At 39.3% G+C, this 17,399-nt stretch carries 14 protein-coding genes; 7 read left to right on the top strand and 7 right to left on the bottom strand.

The window, feature by feature from the left end; all coding sequences use genetic code 11:
• The first annotated feature begins 316 nt into the window (after nucleotides 1-316).
• Nucleotides 317-1,483 carry a pyridoxal phosphate-dependent aminotransferase gene (locus tag CSV69_RS13905; RefSeq protein ID WP_099626027.1) on the top strand — a complete coding sequence of 389 codons (1,167 nt, stop codon included), beginning with the start codon at nucleotides 317-319 and terminating at the stop codon, nucleotides 1,481-1,483.
• A gap of 61 nt (nucleotides 1,484-1,544) precedes the next feature.
• On the opposite strand, the gene CSV69_RS13900 is transcribed toward CSV69_RS13905, so the two are convergent.
• Together CSV69_RS13900 and CSV69_RS13895 are read right to left on the bottom strand one after the other, a co-directional pair.
• On the bottom strand, nucleotides 1,545-2,507 hold the full coding sequence (locus CSV69_RS13900) for a tRNA dihydrouridine synthase (RefSeq protein ID WP_085427280.1): 963 nt from the start codon (nucleotides 2,505-2,507) through the stop codon (nucleotides 1,545-1,547).
• A gap of 288 nt (nucleotides 2,508-2,795) precedes the next feature.
• A complete protein-coding gene (locus CSV69_RS13895; RefSeq protein ID WP_085427281.1) occupies nucleotides 2,796-4,277 on the bottom strand; it encodes a glycine betaine uptake BCCT transporter in 1,482 nt (493 codons plus the stop codon).
• 369 nt (nucleotides 4,278-4,646) lie between these two features.
• Here CSV69_RS13895 and CSV69_RS13890 point away from each other — a divergent pair, with 369 nt between their 5' ends.
• Nucleotides 4,647-5,300, top strand: a complete 654-nt coding sequence (locus CSV69_RS13890) for a reverse transcriptase-like protein (protein ID WP_085427282.1) — start codon at nucleotides 4,647-4,649, stop codon at nucleotides 5,298-5,300.
• Between the two features lie 150 nt (nucleotides 5,301-5,450).
• Nucleotides 5,451-6,215, top strand: a complete 765-nt coding sequence (locus CSV69_RS13885) for an SH3 domain-containing protein (RefSeq protein ID WP_085427283.1) — start codon at nucleotides 5,451-5,453, stop codon at nucleotides 6,213-6,215.
• 182 nt (nucleotides 6,216-6,397) lie between these two features.
• Here the strand turns inward: CSV69_RS13885 and CSV69_RS13880 are convergent, their stop codons facing one another.
• Nucleotides 6,398-6,814: a carboxymuconolactone decarboxylase family protein gene (locus CSV69_RS13880; protein WP_085427284.1), complete on the bottom strand. Its 417-nt coding sequence runs from the start codon at nucleotides 6,812-6,814 to the stop codon at nucleotides 6,398-6,400.
• A gap of 221 nt (nucleotides 6,815-7,035) precedes the next feature.
• Between CSV69_RS13880 and CSV69_RS13875 the strand changes: the two genes are divergently transcribed.
• Nucleotides 7,036-7,332 carry a hypothetical protein gene (locus CSV69_RS13875; RefSeq protein WP_085427285.1) on the top strand — a complete coding sequence of 99 codons (297 nt, stop codon included), beginning with the start codon at nucleotides 7,036-7,038 and terminating at the stop codon, nucleotides 7,330-7,332.
• Nucleotides 7,333-7,448: 116 nt separating this feature from the next.
• Here CSV69_RS13875 and CSV69_RS13870 read toward each other — a convergent pair whose 3' ends face one another.
• Nucleotides 7,449-8,408 (bottom strand): DMT family transporter, encoded by a 960-nt coding sequence (locus tag CSV69_RS13870; protein ID WP_232319608.1) that lies wholly within the window; start codon nucleotides 8,406-8,408, stop codon nucleotides 7,449-7,451.
• Nucleotides 8,409-8,604: 196 nt separating this feature from the next.
• Between CSV69_RS13870 and CSV69_RS13865 the strand changes: the two genes are divergently transcribed.
• Entirely contained in the window at nucleotides 8,605-9,342 is a 738-nt protein-coding gene (locus tag CSV69_RS13865) for a hypothetical protein (protein ID WP_099626026.1), read from the top strand.
• A 52-nt stretch (nucleotides 9,343-9,394) separates the two neighbouring features.
• Here the strand turns inward: CSV69_RS13865 and CSV69_RS13860 are convergent, their stop codons facing one another.
• The 3 genes from CSV69_RS13860 to CSV69_RS13850 form a co-directional block, all read right to left on the bottom strand.
• Nucleotides 9,395-11,032, bottom strand: a complete 1,638-nt coding sequence (locus CSV69_RS13860) for a thiamine pyrophosphate-binding protein (protein ID WP_099626025.1) — start codon at nucleotides 11,030-11,032, stop codon at nucleotides 9,395-9,397.
• Complete coding sequence (locus tag CSV69_RS13855; protein WP_099693708.1) at nucleotides 11,029-13,788, bottom strand: EAL domain-containing protein; 2,760 nt, start codon at nucleotides 13,786-13,788, stop codon at nucleotides 11,029-11,031. The genes CSV69_RS13860 and CSV69_RS13855 overlap by 4 nt, the downstream gene beginning before the upstream one ends.
• Nucleotides 13,789-14,043: 255 nt before the next feature.
• Complete coding sequence (locus CSV69_RS13850) at nucleotides 14,044-14,760, bottom strand: toast rack family protein (protein ID WP_099693707.1); 717 nt, start codon at nucleotides 14,758-14,760, stop codon at nucleotides 14,044-14,046.
• Nucleotides 14,761-15,061: 301 nt separating this feature from the next.
• On the opposite strand from CSV69_RS13850, the gene CSV69_RS13845 reads away from it, so the two are divergent.
• Nucleotides 15,062-16,687 carry a glycerol-3-phosphate dehydrogenase/oxidase gene (locus CSV69_RS13845; protein WP_085429017.1) on the top strand — a complete coding sequence of 542 codons (1,626 nt, stop codon included), beginning with the start codon at nucleotides 15,062-15,064 and terminating at the stop codon, nucleotides 16,685-16,687.
• A gap of 44 nt (nucleotides 16,688-16,731) precedes the next feature.
• Nucleotides 16,732-17,286, top strand: coding sequence for a glycerol-3-phosphate responsive antiterminator (locus CSV69_RS13840; protein WP_085427300.1), 555 nt, complete (start codon nucleotides 16,732-16,734; stop codon nucleotides 17,284-17,286).
• Nucleotides 17,287-17,399: the final 113 nt, after the last annotated feature.

Raw genomic sequence — 17,399 nt, 5'->3', positions numbered from 1 at the left:
CTTGGTCGAAGACCTTACCAAAGAATTGTTATATCCAGTCAAAGAAATAGAAAATGCCCCGAAGAATCTTTAATCGATTCTTTGGGGCATTTTCTTTTATATGAAACAACGTGTTCATTTTTTGACGCTTACAATAAAACTGTCAAGGTGAATAACGACAATTCAATATAATATCCGACTTTTTAGATCAGTGTTATTTATTATTACGTAGTTTTCACGATTGTTTCGAATCAAATAACAATTCTTTTATTGAAAAGTTTAGTATGTTCTATGTATACTAATTGAAAATACATATCAAAGAAAGAAGGAATAGACTATGGCTTTGTCCAACCGATTACAAAATCTCCCTCCGCATTTCTTTACATTATTATTAAAAAAAGTGGAAAAAGCTATGGACGAAGGCAGAGATGTCATTAATCTGGGGCGCGGTAATCCTGATCAGCCCACACCTCCTCATATTATTAAAGCATTACAAGAAGCCGTTGAAGATCCCGCCACACACGGTTACTCACCTTTCCGTGGAACACCGGCTTTAAAACAAGCCGTTGCTGAATACTATAAGCGAGAATACGATGTGGTGATTGACCCTGAAACAGAAGTCGCGGTACTAGGTGGCACAAAAATTGGTGTCGTCGAACTTCCTTTAGCTATCATGAATGAAGGTGACTTATTATTGCTTCCAGACCCCGGTTATCCTGACTATTTATCAGGCGTGAGCTTAGCGGGTATTCGCTATGATACGATGCCACTCCATAAAGAGAATGGATTTCTACCTGATTATGACAAGCTAACTAACGATCAGAAAAAAGATGCCAAGCTCATGTACTTAAATTATCCAAGTAATCCGACTGGCGTTACAGCAACACCAGCGTTTTATGAGGAAACCGTGGCATTTGCCAAAGAAAATCAGATTGCTGTTTTACAAGATTTTGCCTATGGCGGCATTGGGTTTGAAGGTAAGAAACCAATTAGTTTTTTACAGACAGAAGGTGCGAAAGAAGTCGGGATTGAAATGCTTTCTCTATCCAAAATGTATAATATGGCAGGATGGCGTGTAGGTTTCGCTGTAGGAAATGCAGAAATCGTAGAAGCATTAAATGTATTGCAAGATCACTTATTCACTAGCTTATTCCCTGCTGTGCAACGTGCTGCAATCGAGGCTTTGACAGGCCCTCAGCAATGTGTTGAAGAGTTAGTCGAATTGTATGAAAGACGTCTAACAGTTTTGCTGTCAGAATGTAAACGCATCGGTTGGGATGTAACGGCTCCCACCGGCTCATTCTTCGCTTGGCTTCCTGTTCCTGAAGGATTTACGAGTGAAACCTTCGCTGACTTGTTATTGGACAAAGCAGATGTTGCCGTATCGCCAGGCAATGGTTTTGGTGTTCACGGAGAAGGATATATACGTGTCGGTTTATTAGAAAGTGAAGACCGCATGCGAGAAGCCATGCACCGCATTGAAAAACTAGACGTATTTAAATAAGACAAAAACCTTCTCTTTTATTCCATAAGCGTTGGAATAAAAGAGAAGGTTTTATTTGTAGTTAATCAAGCTCTACGGCATCAAGTAAAGCACGTACTTCATCTGTCGTATTGGTATTCATCAATTCATTCCGCAGTTCAGCTGCTCCACGGAATCCTTTTACGTAAATCTTGAAGAAACGACGAAGCGGCTTGAATAGTCGTGGCTCTAGTTCAGTTGAATATTTGTCAAAAAGATCTAGATGCAGACGTAAAAGATCTAATAATTCTTTGTGGTCATGTTCTCTCTTTTCCACTTCAAAGGCAAATGGATTATGGAAAACTCCCCGTCCGATCATGACACCATCTACTCCGTATTTCTCAACAAGTTCTAGTCCCATTTGACGATCCATAATATCTCCGTTGATTGTCAACATCGTGTCAGGCGCAATCTCGTCACGAAGTTTCTTGATCTCGGGAATCAAATCCCAATGTGCATGTCCTTTACTCATTTCTTTACGTGAACGCAAGTGTATCGATAGATTGGCAATATCCTGTTCCAATACATGTCTAAGCCAAGTACGCCATTCATCAATATCTGTGTAACCAAGACGCGTTTTCACACTGACCGGTAGTCCCCCTGCTTTTGATGCTTGAATAATTGCAGCCGCTGTTTCAGGGTGATTGATTAATCCACTACCTTTTCCTTTCGCAGCCACATTCGGTACTGGACATCCCATATTTATGTCAAGCCCCTTAAACCCAAGCTCTGCCATGCCGATACTCATTTCACGAAAATGTTCCGGTTTATCTCCCCAAATATGAGCAACAATGGGCTGCTCATCTTCAGTAAATGCTAAACGTCCACGCAAACTATAAATTCCCTCCGGATGACAAAAACTTTCGGTGTTCGTAAACTCCGTGAAAAACACATCAGGTCGTGCAGCTTCTGCTATCACATGACGAAACACAACATCTGTCACGTCTTCCATCGGTGCTAATATGAAAAATGGCCGAGGCAACTCGCGCCAAAAATTATTACTCATTGTTCATTTCAATTCCTCTCATCGTAATTCGCACTGTTCTTTTTTGAAGCAGATGCCAATTATATCATTATACAAAAAATGAGGCGGTGAATTCCACTATCTATGAGATGATACCAAAAAAAATTAGAACAACCTACTACACTGTACTATTTTGGAGAAACTTCATCCGACACTAGACACAACAAGGTTTTAGCGCCTTATACGATTTCATAAAAAAAATGCCGCTACGTAAAATTAAGTAGCGGCTAAAATATACTCTAGCTTATATACAGGTAAATAATCTTACTGTTATCTTCGTGAAATGTTTTCCTGACCTAGTGCTTTCATCAGTGATACTACCATCAGCAGCATGACGAATGAGAATGGTAAGGCGGCTATAATAATCGTATTTTGCAATGCCCCCAGACCCCCAACCCATAACAAGATCAATGCGATGGATGATTGGATAACACCCCATACAATCTTCACGCTAGTTGGCGGCGTGAGTGAACCGTATGTCGATTGCATACCGAGAACAAATGTCGCAGAGTCAGCACTTGTTACGAAGAATGATGCGATTAATAGAATAGCAATAGCAGAAATGAAGAATGACCATGGCAATTCATTAAACATCTCGAAAATGACTAGCTCCGTTTTAGAGCCGGCGATATCGGCGATACCTGTAAGCTGCATATTCACAGCTGTCGTACCAAATGCAGAAAACCAAAACGCACATAGTAATGTCGGTACCAATAGAACACCGACCATGAATTCTCGAATTGTACGACCTTTTGAAACGCGTGCTATGAACATACTGACAAACGGCGCCCATGAAATCCACCATGCCCAGTAAAAGATAGTCCAGTCAAACAACCATTGTTGATTGTCTACGTTAAGTGGTGCTGTGCGGAGGCTCATCTCTACCAGATTCCCAAGATAACTACCGAATGACTCCGTGAACATATTCATGATTAATAGTGTAGGTCCTAAAATCACAACAAATGCGAGTAGTAACACGGCTAGAACGAGGTTCAAGTTGGATAAATACTTAATTCCTTTACTCAGTCCTGACCACGCAGATGCAATGAATAGGACGGTAACGATTGCGATAATGATAAATTGAGAGAATGTCCCAATTTCAATACCAAACAAATAATTAAGGCCTGCATTAATTTGAACAGCACCAAAACCGAGAGTGGTAGCAACGCCGAACGCAGTTGCAAAGACAGCAAGAACGTCTACGAATATCCCCCACGGACCATCCATTTTATTACCGAAAATCGGTTTCAATGTTGCTGAAATTAAACCAGGTGAACCTTTACGAAACTGGAAGTAAGCCAGTGCTAATGCGACAACTCCATACATGGCCCATACATGGAGGCCCCAGTGGAAGAAAGATTCTCGTAAGCCTTCCTTAAATGCTTCATTAGTACCTGGATCCTCAGTTGCGGGACTGACGAAATGTGACAGCGGTTCAGCTGCACCATAGAACACTAGACCGATTCCCATTCCAGCTGAAAACAGCATAGCAATCCACGTAATTGTAGAGAATTCAGGTCGATCCGTGTTCTTCCCCAGACGGATCTTGCCGTACGGACTGAAGATGAGGAAGATACTTAATAACAATAAAGAGGATAGCAGTAGCAGATAATACCATCCAAATGATGATGCGACAAAATTCTTGGCATTACTCGTAATTTCCTCGAAACTATCCGAAGCGAATGCCCCATATCCGACAGTAATGACGATTAATGCGATAGTAATGTAAAAGACATTTGATATTTTTCTCATGTTTCTCCTTTCGAATTGAGGCTATTTGTTCGTGTAATGAACGATTTCTAACTATACATATTCTTTTAGAAAAACGCAAAAGAGAAAGATACATGCAAACATATAGGTAGAGTTGTTTTATTTTTTCATAAAGCGTTACAAATATAGACAACATCTAGCAATAAACGATAATGAGATAAAGAACCGTGTCTAATTATGAAGGCAGAAAATATATTAATAACGACTTTATGCCTACTATAGCGTACTTTTAATTCTCAATAAATGTGCTTCATTCAACATAAAGTGTTGCTGCTATTATTTTATATTTAATCAATACTGAGTTTTTTTGCAATTAAAAAAGGTTACACTACGTGTATTGGAGGAATTGCCATGCAAATTAGTATTGAATGGACATATAAGTCGCGTAACGGAAAGATCACTGTTTTTCATTCAGAGGAAATGTCAGCAGAAGAAGCCATAATGTTTGGCTTGGATATAGAAAAGACTGGCCGAGTAAAAGATATTATTTTTGTTGATCCACATGATAGCTCATGGACGTTGAAAGAATTAAAGACCTACGTAAAAGGGATTGAAACAGAACCACATAACATCAGTATTTATTTTGATGGTGGCTTCGATTGGGACACGAAGACGGCCGGACTTGGTTGCGTCATCTATTATGATCAAAACGGCAAGTCCTATAGGGTAAGGAAAAATGCTTTCGTCGAAGGTCTAACTTCAAATAATGAAGCAGAATATGCCGCACTTCACCTTTGCTTGCAGGAGTTAGAGATTCTTGGAGTACACCACTTGCCTATCTCTGTACTCGGTGATTCACGTGTTGTTATCCATCATTTAACCGAAGAATGGCCTGTCATCGAGGAAGATTTGTATCGCTGGGCAGATAGAATTGAAGCGAAGATGAAATCGCTTGGATTAGAACCACAGTATGAGCTCATTTCTCGAAAGTTAAATAACGAAGCAGATCGACTTGCAACTCAAGCTTTGGCGGGTGTTGAGATTATGGCAAATAGCGAAAGGTAAATAGTACGTAGAACAAGAAAGATCATAATGAAATATCATACTAACTTACTTGCTTAAACAATAGTCTAAATAGTAAGATATACTAGTATAGGCCCACTAAGTTCTTTAGCGTTCCTATACATGAATAACTATTAATGAGGAGTGAGTTATGTGAGAAAAGTATTATTTTTAATTACGGTACTAGTTTTGAGCTTTTCCTTTAGTCTTCCTACTGGGACAGAAGCAGCTACAAAAACAACTACCATGTATGTAAGTGCAAAGAGTGACATCGTCCTCCGCGTAAAGCCTGCCAAAAATGCAGAGCGAGTGGGAACAATTAAAAACCATTCGAAGGTAACGGTCTTTTCTTCATCTAACGGTTGGTCGTATGTACAAGCAGGAAAGAGTAAGGGATATGTTTATACATCTGCTTTATCCAAGAAAAACCCTAACGCCAGCCCCGCTCCAACTACTGTCACAAAAGGTTTGACCCCTGTTAATGGCTTAACCCTAACGTATTCCCCTTCTTTTTTCGATGATACAAAAGAAAATTTTGTTGTAAAAAAAGATGGTGAATTCACTTTTCTATTCAATAAAGGAGACACACTCTATCCTGACTATTCCAGCTATACGTATATCGAGGATAAAAATAGACTGATGATCGGCGTATCTGATTCGGATGTTATATTTGTAGATGTGTTATATCCATTGAAACAAGGAACGTACGCAAAATCTGCTTACGATAATTCCAAAGTTTTAGTAGAAAGCACGACGAAAACGATCAAGGTAAAGGCAGGTACGTTTAAAAACGTTGTAATTTTGCGTCACAAAGACGGTTCACGCGAATATATTGCAAAAGGTATCGGGATCATCAAGAGTACAAACAACAAAGGAACTATTATTACAGAGCTAGTATCAGTTAAAGCAAAAAAGTAATGCACACTAATGAATAATTGCTGCCAATGAGCTTCCCTAGGCAGCAACTTTTTATATTGATCTGAATTAAATAAACTGAATAATTTCTTGTTATTCTATAGAATACTATTCAACTATTTACTTATATACAAAAAAGGCTTCATTCAACGTAACGCCCTGTGGAATGAAGCCTTTTTATATAATTATTTATCATCCTCAATTTTAGTAATCGAAACGCCACGTTCCTTAAACACGGTTTGCGCTACCGATAAGGCATTTAGTACACTCGGGAATCCTGTATAGGGAATCAAATGCATAATGCATCCAATGATTTCATCCGGTGTTAAACCGACGTCAAGTCCCGTTTTGATATGCATCTGAATTTGCGGTTTTCCTTGTGCTACAAGCGCTGTAATCGTGGTCAGCACTTTTTGCTTATTGTCGAGTCCAGGTCGTGAATAAATATCACCGAATGCGAATTCTACAACGTACTTGGTCAAATCGGGAGCAACATCTTTAAAACTATCACCAATCTCCATCTCACCTGCTGGATTGTCCTCACTTGATAATGTGAGTTCCATTAACTTTTCTAAACCACGTTGATAACGATCCTCTGCCATTTTTAAAAACCCCCTGAATATTTTTGTCTGCCATTTCATCAAATGGCGCTATTCATTTCATTGTACCAAAATTTAAGATAAATCCAAATTTTGCATCTATTATTTTATAAGTATTTATTCTATTCTATTTTTTAGGCATAAAATGTCTAAATTAATTCAATCATTATTAGAAAGGTTCTTTATCGTTTATACTTAAGGAAACAAGTATGGGGGTCTGTACGATGGATTTTAAAAACGTAGAGGAACAAATCATACAAAAGTATAAAGATGATGAAAATTTGATGATTCGTCTATTTGTCCAATGGTGCGTGAATCATAAACTGAATCCACAAGCTCTTTATCAAAAAGCCTATCCTGAACAGCGGGAGAACCCTGCATTAAAAGAAGTAATGGAAAACGACGATGGATTCGAAGAGCTTCATATTGATAATGAAACCATGCTCGATGTACTTCAGATGTTTGGAAATGATGACCTGGCATTTGTGGTTGCGGATGAAATACAGAATTTTAAAGTATAATATTTTTTATTAAGCGTACTGATTTTGATGAAAACTACTATATCCCTACTGTTTCTTACTATGACAAGGACTAAAAATGTGTCTGCAACGGAATTCACTTCTGATGCAGGCACATTTTATAAGATCTTAGTTCCCTCTCGTCTACCTACCACTAACATAGCTGAATATAGTACAAGAGCTATTCCCATAACCTGCAATGGTCGCAACTGATCTCCAAGAAACAGTACACCAATGAGAACTGCGACAATGGGTTCTATCGTTGCCAGAATGGATGCCTTTCCTGCTTCCAAATACTTCAGTCCTGATGTATACAACACATACGCTGCCACAGTAGAAACCAATGCAAGTAATAAGGACGAAATCCATACATCAACATGCTGAAATTTATCGAACTTGCTCCACACATCACTCGTCAAAGACATGAATAGTCCCATATAAAAAAATGTGTAGGTAGTAATCGTCAGTGCGGAATATCGTTTTGTCACTGGCTTCGTTAGTACACTATATAAAGCGTAGCAAAAGCCGGATAGAATCCCCATGAATAGCGTCTTGCCAGGGATACTTGCCGACCCATACGGTAAAAGTCCAACTACGAATGCACAGCCGATCATTGCGAATACTAGCGACAATCCCTTTTGTAAAGTCAGCAACTCCTTGAAGAAAACCCTTGATAAGATCATGACAAATAACGGTCCTGTATATAGTAATGTTACAGCTACCGATAAACTCGAACGAGAAAACACCTCAAAGTAAAAGTAATTAAATAAAGCAAGACTAAAAATCCCTGCGCTCGCGAAAAAAACATGGTCTTTTAACCGGGTGTGTAACTGGTTACGAAAAAACATCACCATGATGATAAACAAAAAGATGAAACTAAAAATCCCGCGAATTGCTACAACATCCCACGCAGTGAAACCTTGATCATAAAGCGGTGCTATGAATAGACCGATTAATCCCCAGCAGACCGCCCCTGAAATAGTCAATAAATAGATCTTCATACTCGCCTGTGCTTCCATTTTTCTTTCATCCCCGTTCTTTTCCCAAAAGATGCCCCATTTATGTATAGTAGTTTGCATACCGCATTATTAAAAAGAGTCGATAACTTCAAAACTAATTGCTTCATGACTTTTTTTTCTCATTTGTATTAATTTATGTCGGGATTGATCTGACAAACACCGGATGCTACTTATTCAAATACTTAAGTACTTCGCACGCATTTTATTGTATGATTATTTAATACATACAATAATGTCTACTATGAGGAGGTTTCGCATGGATGTTGTCTCAGTAACGTATTCCGATGAACTTCAAGATATAGTGAAAAATTCTCATCAATTGAACGACTGCTTTTCGGAAAAAGAAGTAGTGGATTACATCAGCAAGTTAGCTAAAGTTGAAGTAATGGATATGTATATCCATCATTATAAGGATCATATAACCAGTCGGGTCATTTATGAAGCAATTACACAAGCATTCCATATTCAATTAACTCTTGCTCCCGTTCTAACACTTGCAAAGCTCGGTTCTTTTGAAGCTCATACCCTAAAGGTTAATGAAAACTGCTCCGGACCCTCTTCGCAAGCTCTATTGGACTTATATTTAGACCATCATAATTATCGCGTGACAGGTAAAGAAGTCCGAACAATGATTAACCACTATTTTGGTATGAATTTAGTTGGAATTGATAAATTGGGGAAAACCAGAATTTCTTTGTATTCAAAAGGTCAGTGGCTCGTGAAAGATAATAAAGACTTATTTGTCATTCATACTGGCACAAATGATATAGACGTGAAAATCTACTGTACAGACTACTTTACGGAGCGTACTGGATTAAAAAGCATACCCACTCAACTACAGCAATCTTTAGCAGGCATGGGATACAGTTATAATCCAAGAGTCGATGCGTATTACTTTTCAAATCCTTCAGGCACTACCGTTTCCAATGAATTTAAAGGAGATACAATAGATGCGATTGTAAAAGTTACACATGCATTGTACCCAACTATCTGATGAATACAAATAACCCGAAGTAGATGCTCAGGTAGCGTCTACCTCGGATTTTTTACTTTCCAAAGGAGGAGAGAAACTTCACACGGTCTCCCATTGGAGGTATTGTATTATCGATCAAGGAAATTTCAAGAACTGAAGGTCCTTTAACGCTCATAAGTTCGTCTAGCATTTCTTGTGTCAGATCTTCCATCGCTTCAATCCGTTTGCTCGGTATGTTCATAGCCGCGGACATTGCTGCTATGTTTACGGGCTGTTGTTCAAACGATGGATGCGAACGTTTATATTGCAACGAATGACCATGGTAGACCATTCCGAGGCGCGCATTATTCATCACTACAAATAAAATCGGTAGCTTATGTTCTTTCGCGGTTAGAATTTCCATTCCGTGCATAAAGAAACAACCGTCTCCCGTAACACAAATCACCGGACGTTCGGGTTCAGCAAGCTTAGAACCGATTGCGGAACCTATGCCACTGCCCATCGCACCGAAGTGTACATTTATATCAAATGTATCAGACTCCATCACAAGCATGTCATGGATGATGTACGCCATGAATTCACCGATATCAACGGTGTATCTTGTATGGCGAGGTGCGTAATTTTGTAGACGCAGCAATACGTTTTTCGTATTGTATTCGTCTTTACTTGTTACGTTTTTTTCCTCTTTAACAAATGTCGGAGAATGAGTTCGCGAATCTTCTATTCTTAATTCAGCCAGTAACGCAGCCAAACTTAGATCTATGTCGCCTAAAACAGGGATATCCACTTCATATTTACGATTAAATACCGAGGAATCATGATCCAGTTGAATAGTATATCGATTTTTAGTGAGATTGACATTCCAGTTATTCGTAGCCGTCTCGCCTAAACTGGATCCTATAACGAGCAAAGCCTCTCCACTTTCTCCATTAATCAAGCTAGAAGCGACGTCATTTCCTGCAAATCCGAATACGCCAGCGAGGAGAGGATGATCATCTGGGATGTAGCCTTTTGCTTGTGGCGTTGTAATAATTGACCAACCAAGAATATCTGCTAATTCGAGCAATTGTTCGACGGATTTTCTGATGCCTTGCCCAACAAAAATATATCCATCTTGTTTAGAGACAAGTTCTTTTGCAACAGATTTTATCGTATGCTGATCGGGAACAATAGGTGCTCTTTTTGGCCAAGCCGGAAATTTCGGGGTATCAATTTGATTGATTTGGATATCGATTGGCATAGCAATATGTACAGGCCCCGGAACACCTGAAATCGCTATTTCACAAGCCTTAGCCACTTCGGCTAGTAAATCCTTTGAATCTATTACAGTCACACTATATTTCGTCACAGATGTGAAGAGCGGTTCTGCATCCAATTCCTGAGAAGCATTTAAACCGACAGTGTCGACAGGAACTGCACCCGTTAAAAATAAGACAGGGACATGTTCACGCATAGCATTTGCGGCACCCGTAAGAAGATTGGTACCACCAGGCCCACTGCATCCAATACATACCCCCATAGTAGATGTGTATTTCGCATAAGCGACTGCCATATAAGATGCTGCGCCTTCATGCTTCGTCACAATCGGCGACAGTTCAGGTATCTCATACAACTCATCGAAAAACGCATTGACAGAACCTGCTGGAATACCGAAAACATGTTGTATTCCGCCAGCCACTAAATAATCTAGTACTGCTCGAACAGCTTTCATAAATACTCTCCTTTAGTAGCCAGATATGTGCTTTCAAACTCATTCACTTTCAGCGGCACATTAAAGTAATAACCTTGCATGATATAACATTCTCTTGAAGCTAAAAATTCAGCTTGTTCCAATGTCTCGACACCTTCAGCAACTAGATCCAGTCCTAGATTTTTTGCAAGCGTGATAATTGTATTCACGATGGCAAAATTGTCGTCATTGCTTTTCAAATCCCTTATAAACGACTTATCTATTTTCAAAGCATTAATCGGTAAATTCTTTAAATAACCTAAAGAGGAATAGCCTGTACCAAAATCATCAATAGACATCTTGATGCCTATTTCTTGTAACTCTTTCATAGTCTGTATAGTCATTTCTGTATTTTTAATGATTTGGTTCTCCGTAATTTCGAGACATAAAAGTTCCGGCGATACGCCTACTTCATCTAAAATACTTTTTACTGTTTGGAATAAATTATTTTCCTCAAACTGGCGGGCGGATAAATTTACGGATACTACAATTGGTGGATATCCTTTATCTTGCCATTTCTTGATTTGGTTACATGCACTTCTAATAACCCATTCTCCTATAGGAACGATCAGTCCTGTCACTTCCGCCAGCGCGATAAACTTATCCGGGGAGATTAAACCTTCTGTCATATGATTCCATCTCAATAATGCTTCAGCTCCAATTATAGTACGTGTGCTGTAATCAATTTGAGGTTGAAAATAGATTTCCAGTTCTCCACGATCAAGCGCTTTATATAAAGCATTTTCAAACTTCACATTTTCAAACGTTTTAATATCCATCGCCACTTTATAAAAATGATAACTATTGCCGGATACTGTTTTAGACTGATACATTGCGATATCGGCATTTTTTATTAATAACTCCGATGTCTGCCCGTCTTTCGGAAATAAGCTGATCCCTATACTGCTGTGGATATGCATTTCATGTCCTTTAAGATTGAAAGGCTTATTGAATTGATCAACAATCTTTTCGACCACTTCTTCCACTTCTGCCTCTGATTCAATAATGGGCAAATAGATAATAAATTCATCTCCACCTTGACGAGAAGCGGTAGCCCCTTCAGGTAAGCATGCACTAATACGTCGTGCTACATGTGACAATAAAATATCTCCGTAGCTATGACCTAATAAGTCATTTACTGATTTAAAACGATCCAAATCCATAAATAGTACCGCTGCTTTTTCTCCATGCATTTGTGAATATCTCAAACCCTGATCCATTCGATCTTTTAACAGCACCCGATTAGGCAAATTGGTCAAGCTATCATAATACGCATGATATCTGATTTCTTTCTCCATCTTCTTTCTTTCGGAGATATCTTTAAAAGTGACCACATCTCCAACGACCCTATTTCCTTCTTTGATGGAAGATCTAACGTATTCTACGGGGAAACTGGATTGATCTTGTCTAAAAAATGTAACATCCTCATGATGTGTAAAGTTTTCATTGTAGATAATACTGACAGGTTTACCTATTAGTTCATTCTTGCCCTTGTAACCAAGCATAATCGCGGCAGCAGGATTACAAAACGTAATAACTCCATCTAAATCTAATCCGAATATTCCTTCGCCTGCCGAGTGGAGAATCAGTTCTTTCTCGCGACTGAGCCTTTGCAATTCTTTCATCGTTGTTTCAAGTTTAGTATTCTTTTCTGTAATCTCTGCAGTTCGCTGTTCTATGATCAGTTCCTGTTTTTCCATATTCAATAAGTTCAATAAAGTCGAAGCAGTTGTATCAACAATGGATTGCGTCAGTTGCTGACTCGCCAGAGAGTAATTTGGATTTTTTTGTTGGAGGTCTGCAATTACTATTAACCCCAACACTTTTCCCATTGAAACAATTGGCAGAACAAACATCGATTGAATACCAAAGTATCGGCATACCGTGTGATTTACCCGATCATCTGCAAACACATCAGGAATGAGTTCCGCTTTTCTAGAAGCAATCACTTCTTGGAATACTTTATCATTTTCCTCGTCAAACTCGATCTCGTCATGAGATTTAACCCACTCTTCTGGAGACCAATTACTATTCCGATTATTCGTTGCAGGCTTAATCTTTTTATGCACTAACGGATCGATCAAGTGTACGCCAATGTTATTGTTTCCAAGGACTTTTTCGATATACAGAAAACTTGTATCCAAGGCTTCTTGCATCGTAGAACAAAGGGACAATTCCCTTGTTATATCCAACAGCAACTGCTTTTCCTGAATCAGTTCTTCTTTGTTCATCAGCAACTTGGCATTTTGAATAGCAACAGCGGCCATATTGACATAGGACTGAACGGTTTGAATCTCCAGCTCCGTTAAATTCATCGGTATTCCATAGTCGAACAAGAAAACTAGTCCAAATAGTTCCGTCTCGCCGGTAATAGGTAAAACTAGAAGGGACTTTATCTTAAAACCTTGGACGGCCCTTGGATCAGGTCGATGATCTTTAGATGTATCGGATATATATATTGCTCTTTTAGTTTCAATTACTTCTTTCGCCAGTAAATCGAAGTCTGTATCAATTACATGCATATCAAGTGTCATGCCGTTGATTACTTCAGGTTTTCCTACGAACCCCCTGAATGACCCATCTGGTTGTGGCAAATAAATTCCGACCGAGTCACATTGGACAATCTCTTCTGATATTGCGGTGACGACGTGATTAAGTACTTCTCTTAACTCTAGCTTTGTATTTATTAACTTTGTTATATTCGCAAGACGAAGATATCTCATTTGATCTTTCACTATTCATCCCCCCTTTTTTTCTGCGCAAATATATTGTCTACTCATAGAGTAGTAGATACTCTATTGCATATCGAGAAATAAGATCTTATTTAAGTTATTCGACAAATTATTTAAAATAGCCTTTTAATAGATGTAAAAGCTACTTTAAATATATAACGAACCAATGATTTTTGTATAAGTAAATAGTAGTGTTCCCTAAGGAATGACAAAATACTCCCCGGCAGTTGCAAAGTTGCCGGGGAGTATAGATTTATATATTTAGTTTCCAAGTAGGAATTTAACGCCGCCTACGCCTACATCAACTTCTACATGGATCGTGGTATCGGATCGACCATACGCTTCGTTCACATAAATACCTTTCCCCTTGGATATAAAGTCCTTCGCTTCTATACTACCAACCCCTTTGTCTACAACTAATTCAACGCCGATGTCTTTCGGCAAATAAATAGTTGCACCTCCTACCCCAAGATCAAGTTCTACATCGAAGCTTTCCTGCCAATCATCATCCAAGTTAATAATTGTATCGCCAACTCCCGCATCGACCGATAAGTGGCTTAGCCGAATTCCCGCTAGATCCAGTTCTGAATCTGATACACCCATTTCGACATCTAGACGCACAGGTATTTCATTAGTCAGCTGAAGTTTCCAATTATTACGTTGCTTTCGCAAAATTGATAAACCTGTTCCCTTCTGTTGAATCTTTATGTAGCCGATGTCTCTTTTATTCTTGTAGGTAACGGATGGATACCATTTTTTTATATTGGTATCGATGTTACCGTCCACCCATTCCTTCGCGCCACCTTCAATTAAGAAACTACCCGCACCGAAATCAATATCTACGTCTAGTGACTTGGCATCATCTTTTTTTATGGATAATGCGCCTGACACTTTTTCTTTCGTGAGCCGATCATACGTCCAGATGCCTGCCGTTCCCAACAATACAGCACCTAATACTATTATCAGTATTTTCTGCATAGTAACACTCCTTTATTCTATCTTAAGCGAAATGCACAAAAATTGATTCATCCAAATGATTGAATTGTATATCCGTCTTAGGTCTGAGTGATGTATCTAAGCAGCTGGACGTATTACGAGTTCTATAATTTGAATTCTACATAGTCTATGGTATTATAGAAAGCAAGTTAATAGTCCGGGTTTGAGTTACTGAGAAGACCTCAAGAAGTGATTGTGCAAATGCAATCACTTTCTTGAGGTCTTTTTTTGTCCCTTGACCCACTATAAAAAGGAGACGATAGAATTGACAAACTTTTCATCAATGAACCGAAATGAAATTATGAATACGTTGAGCACTGAGAATTTTGATGTTTTAATTATAGGCGGTGGTATTACCGGTGCAGGAATCGCACTGGATGCAGCGTCACGCGGTATGAAAACTGCATTGATCGAGATGCAGGATTTCGCATCTGGGACATCAAGCCGTTCAACAAAACTAGTGCATGGCGGCTTGCGTTATTTAAAGCAATTTGAAATTAAAGAAGTTGCCGAGTTGGGGAAGGAGCGCGCCGTCGTCTATGAGAACGGTCCGCATGTCACTACACCAGAGTGGATGCTATTGCCGTTTCATAAAGGCGGCACATTTGGTCCTGCATCTACAGCACTTGGATTAAAAGTATATGACTTCCTAGCTGGGGTAAAGCGCAGTGAACGTAGAAAAATGCTCAATCTCAAAGAAACTATTAAACGAGCACCACTTATAAAAAGAGAAGGACTTCAAGGAAGCGGCTACTATGTGGAATACCGCACGGATGATGCGCGATTGACCATTGAAGTGGCAAAATCCGCAGCAAAAAAAGGTGCCACCCTATTGAATTACGCGAAAGCGGAAGGCTTTATCTACAATGAGCAAAATCAGATCTCAGGCGTCCAAGTACGGGACATGATCAAAGACGAACTGTTGACTATTCAAGCGACAAAAGTGATCAATGCTGCAGGTCCTTGGGTCGATGAAGTGAAAGAAATTGATGGCCACTCAAACGGAAAGAACTTGATCTTGTCCAAAGGAATTCACCTAGTATTCGACCAAAGTGTATTCCCCTTGCATCAAGCAATTTATTTTGACACGCCCGATAAACGTATGATCTTTGCTGTGCCACGTGACGGGAAAGCCTATGTCGGCACAACAGATACATTCTATGAAGGTGATCCAAAGGAAATGCAAATCACCGAAGAAGACCGTACGTATATTTTAAATGCTATCCACTACATGTTCCCTGATGTAACTGTATCTGAAAAAGATGTCGAGTCCAGCTGGGCAGGCGTTCGTCCTTTAATTCACGAAGACGGGAAAAAACCTTCCGAGATTTCACGTAAGGACGAAATCTGGGAATCCGAACGTGGTCTGATCACGATTGCTGGTGGTAAATTAACAGGGTATCGTAAAATGGCGGAAACGGTCGTAAACAAGATTTCTAGTCTTCTGCAGCAAGAAAAGGGATTGCAATTCAAACAATCCAATACAAAAAACATGCCGATCTCGGGCGGTGATGTTGGTGGTTCAGCTCAATATCCTCGATTCTTCAACCAAGCGATCGGCCGTGGGATGTTGCTGGGATTCACAGAGCGTGAAAGCCGCCACTTAGCTGCACTTTACGGGTCTAATGTCGATCAAGTCTTAACCATCCCTTATGATGCATCCGAATCAATGCCGCGCATTCTCTATGTGAAATTACGTTATGCGATCGAACAGGAGATGACTGTAAAACCGACTGATTTCTTTATTCGTCGTACGGGTGACTTGTTCTTCAATATTAAAAATGTCCAAGATGCAAAACAAGACGTACTCGTCAAAATGGGACAGATCTTGAACTGGACTGCCGATGAACAGAAACGCTATGCGTTAGAGTTGGAAGACGAGTTACAAAAAGCTACATCCGTTGTGTAAATACGATAGTATAAATGTATATCCATAGATGGAGGTTCCTTTATATGTCCTTTCATAACCAAAAAGTATTGCCAGCAGCACGTACACTAAAACAATTTGAAAAACTACTGGAGAGTCCGTTCGAGTATATCGTTTTACTTGAAGTGCATATAAGTAATTTAAAAACTGTTAAGCAAGAAGCGGAAAAACGTTGTAAGAAACTCATAATTCACGCGGACTTGATACAAGGTCTCAAAACAGATAATTATGCAGCTGATTTTTTATGTAATGATATTCGACCTGCAGGCATTATATCTACACGATCGAATATGATCATGAAAGCAAAATCCAAAAACATTCTTGCGATCCAGCGTATGTTTTTACTCGATACTATTGCGTTGGAGAAAAGCTACTCTCTTATTGATCAAACAGCTCCCGATTTCATCGAGATGCTTCCAGGTGTCATCCCTGAACTTATCGAAGAAGTCTATGAGCGCACAGGTATACCAATCATTAATGGTGGACTTATTCGTACGAAACAACATATTGAGGATGCACTCGCAGCAGGAGCCGTAGCGGTAACTACATCAGATAATCAATTATGGGAGTCCTTTACGTGATAAGAGAACTTTCTGTGTTTTTGTTGACAGATGATACCAACCACTCTATACTTGGAAACAAGTTAATATAAGTGGTTGAGTTTAGGAGTCCACAATTAAGTTCTTGCGTAGAG

The organism is Sporosarcina sp. P26b, assembly GCF_002743245.1.
GTDB lineage: Bacteria > Bacillota > Bacilli > Bacillales_A > Planococcaceae > Sporosarcina > Sporosarcina ureae_C.
The sequence above is the reverse complement of the archived record's forward strand: the minus strand, read 5'-3'. Positions and strand labels throughout refer to the sequence as shown.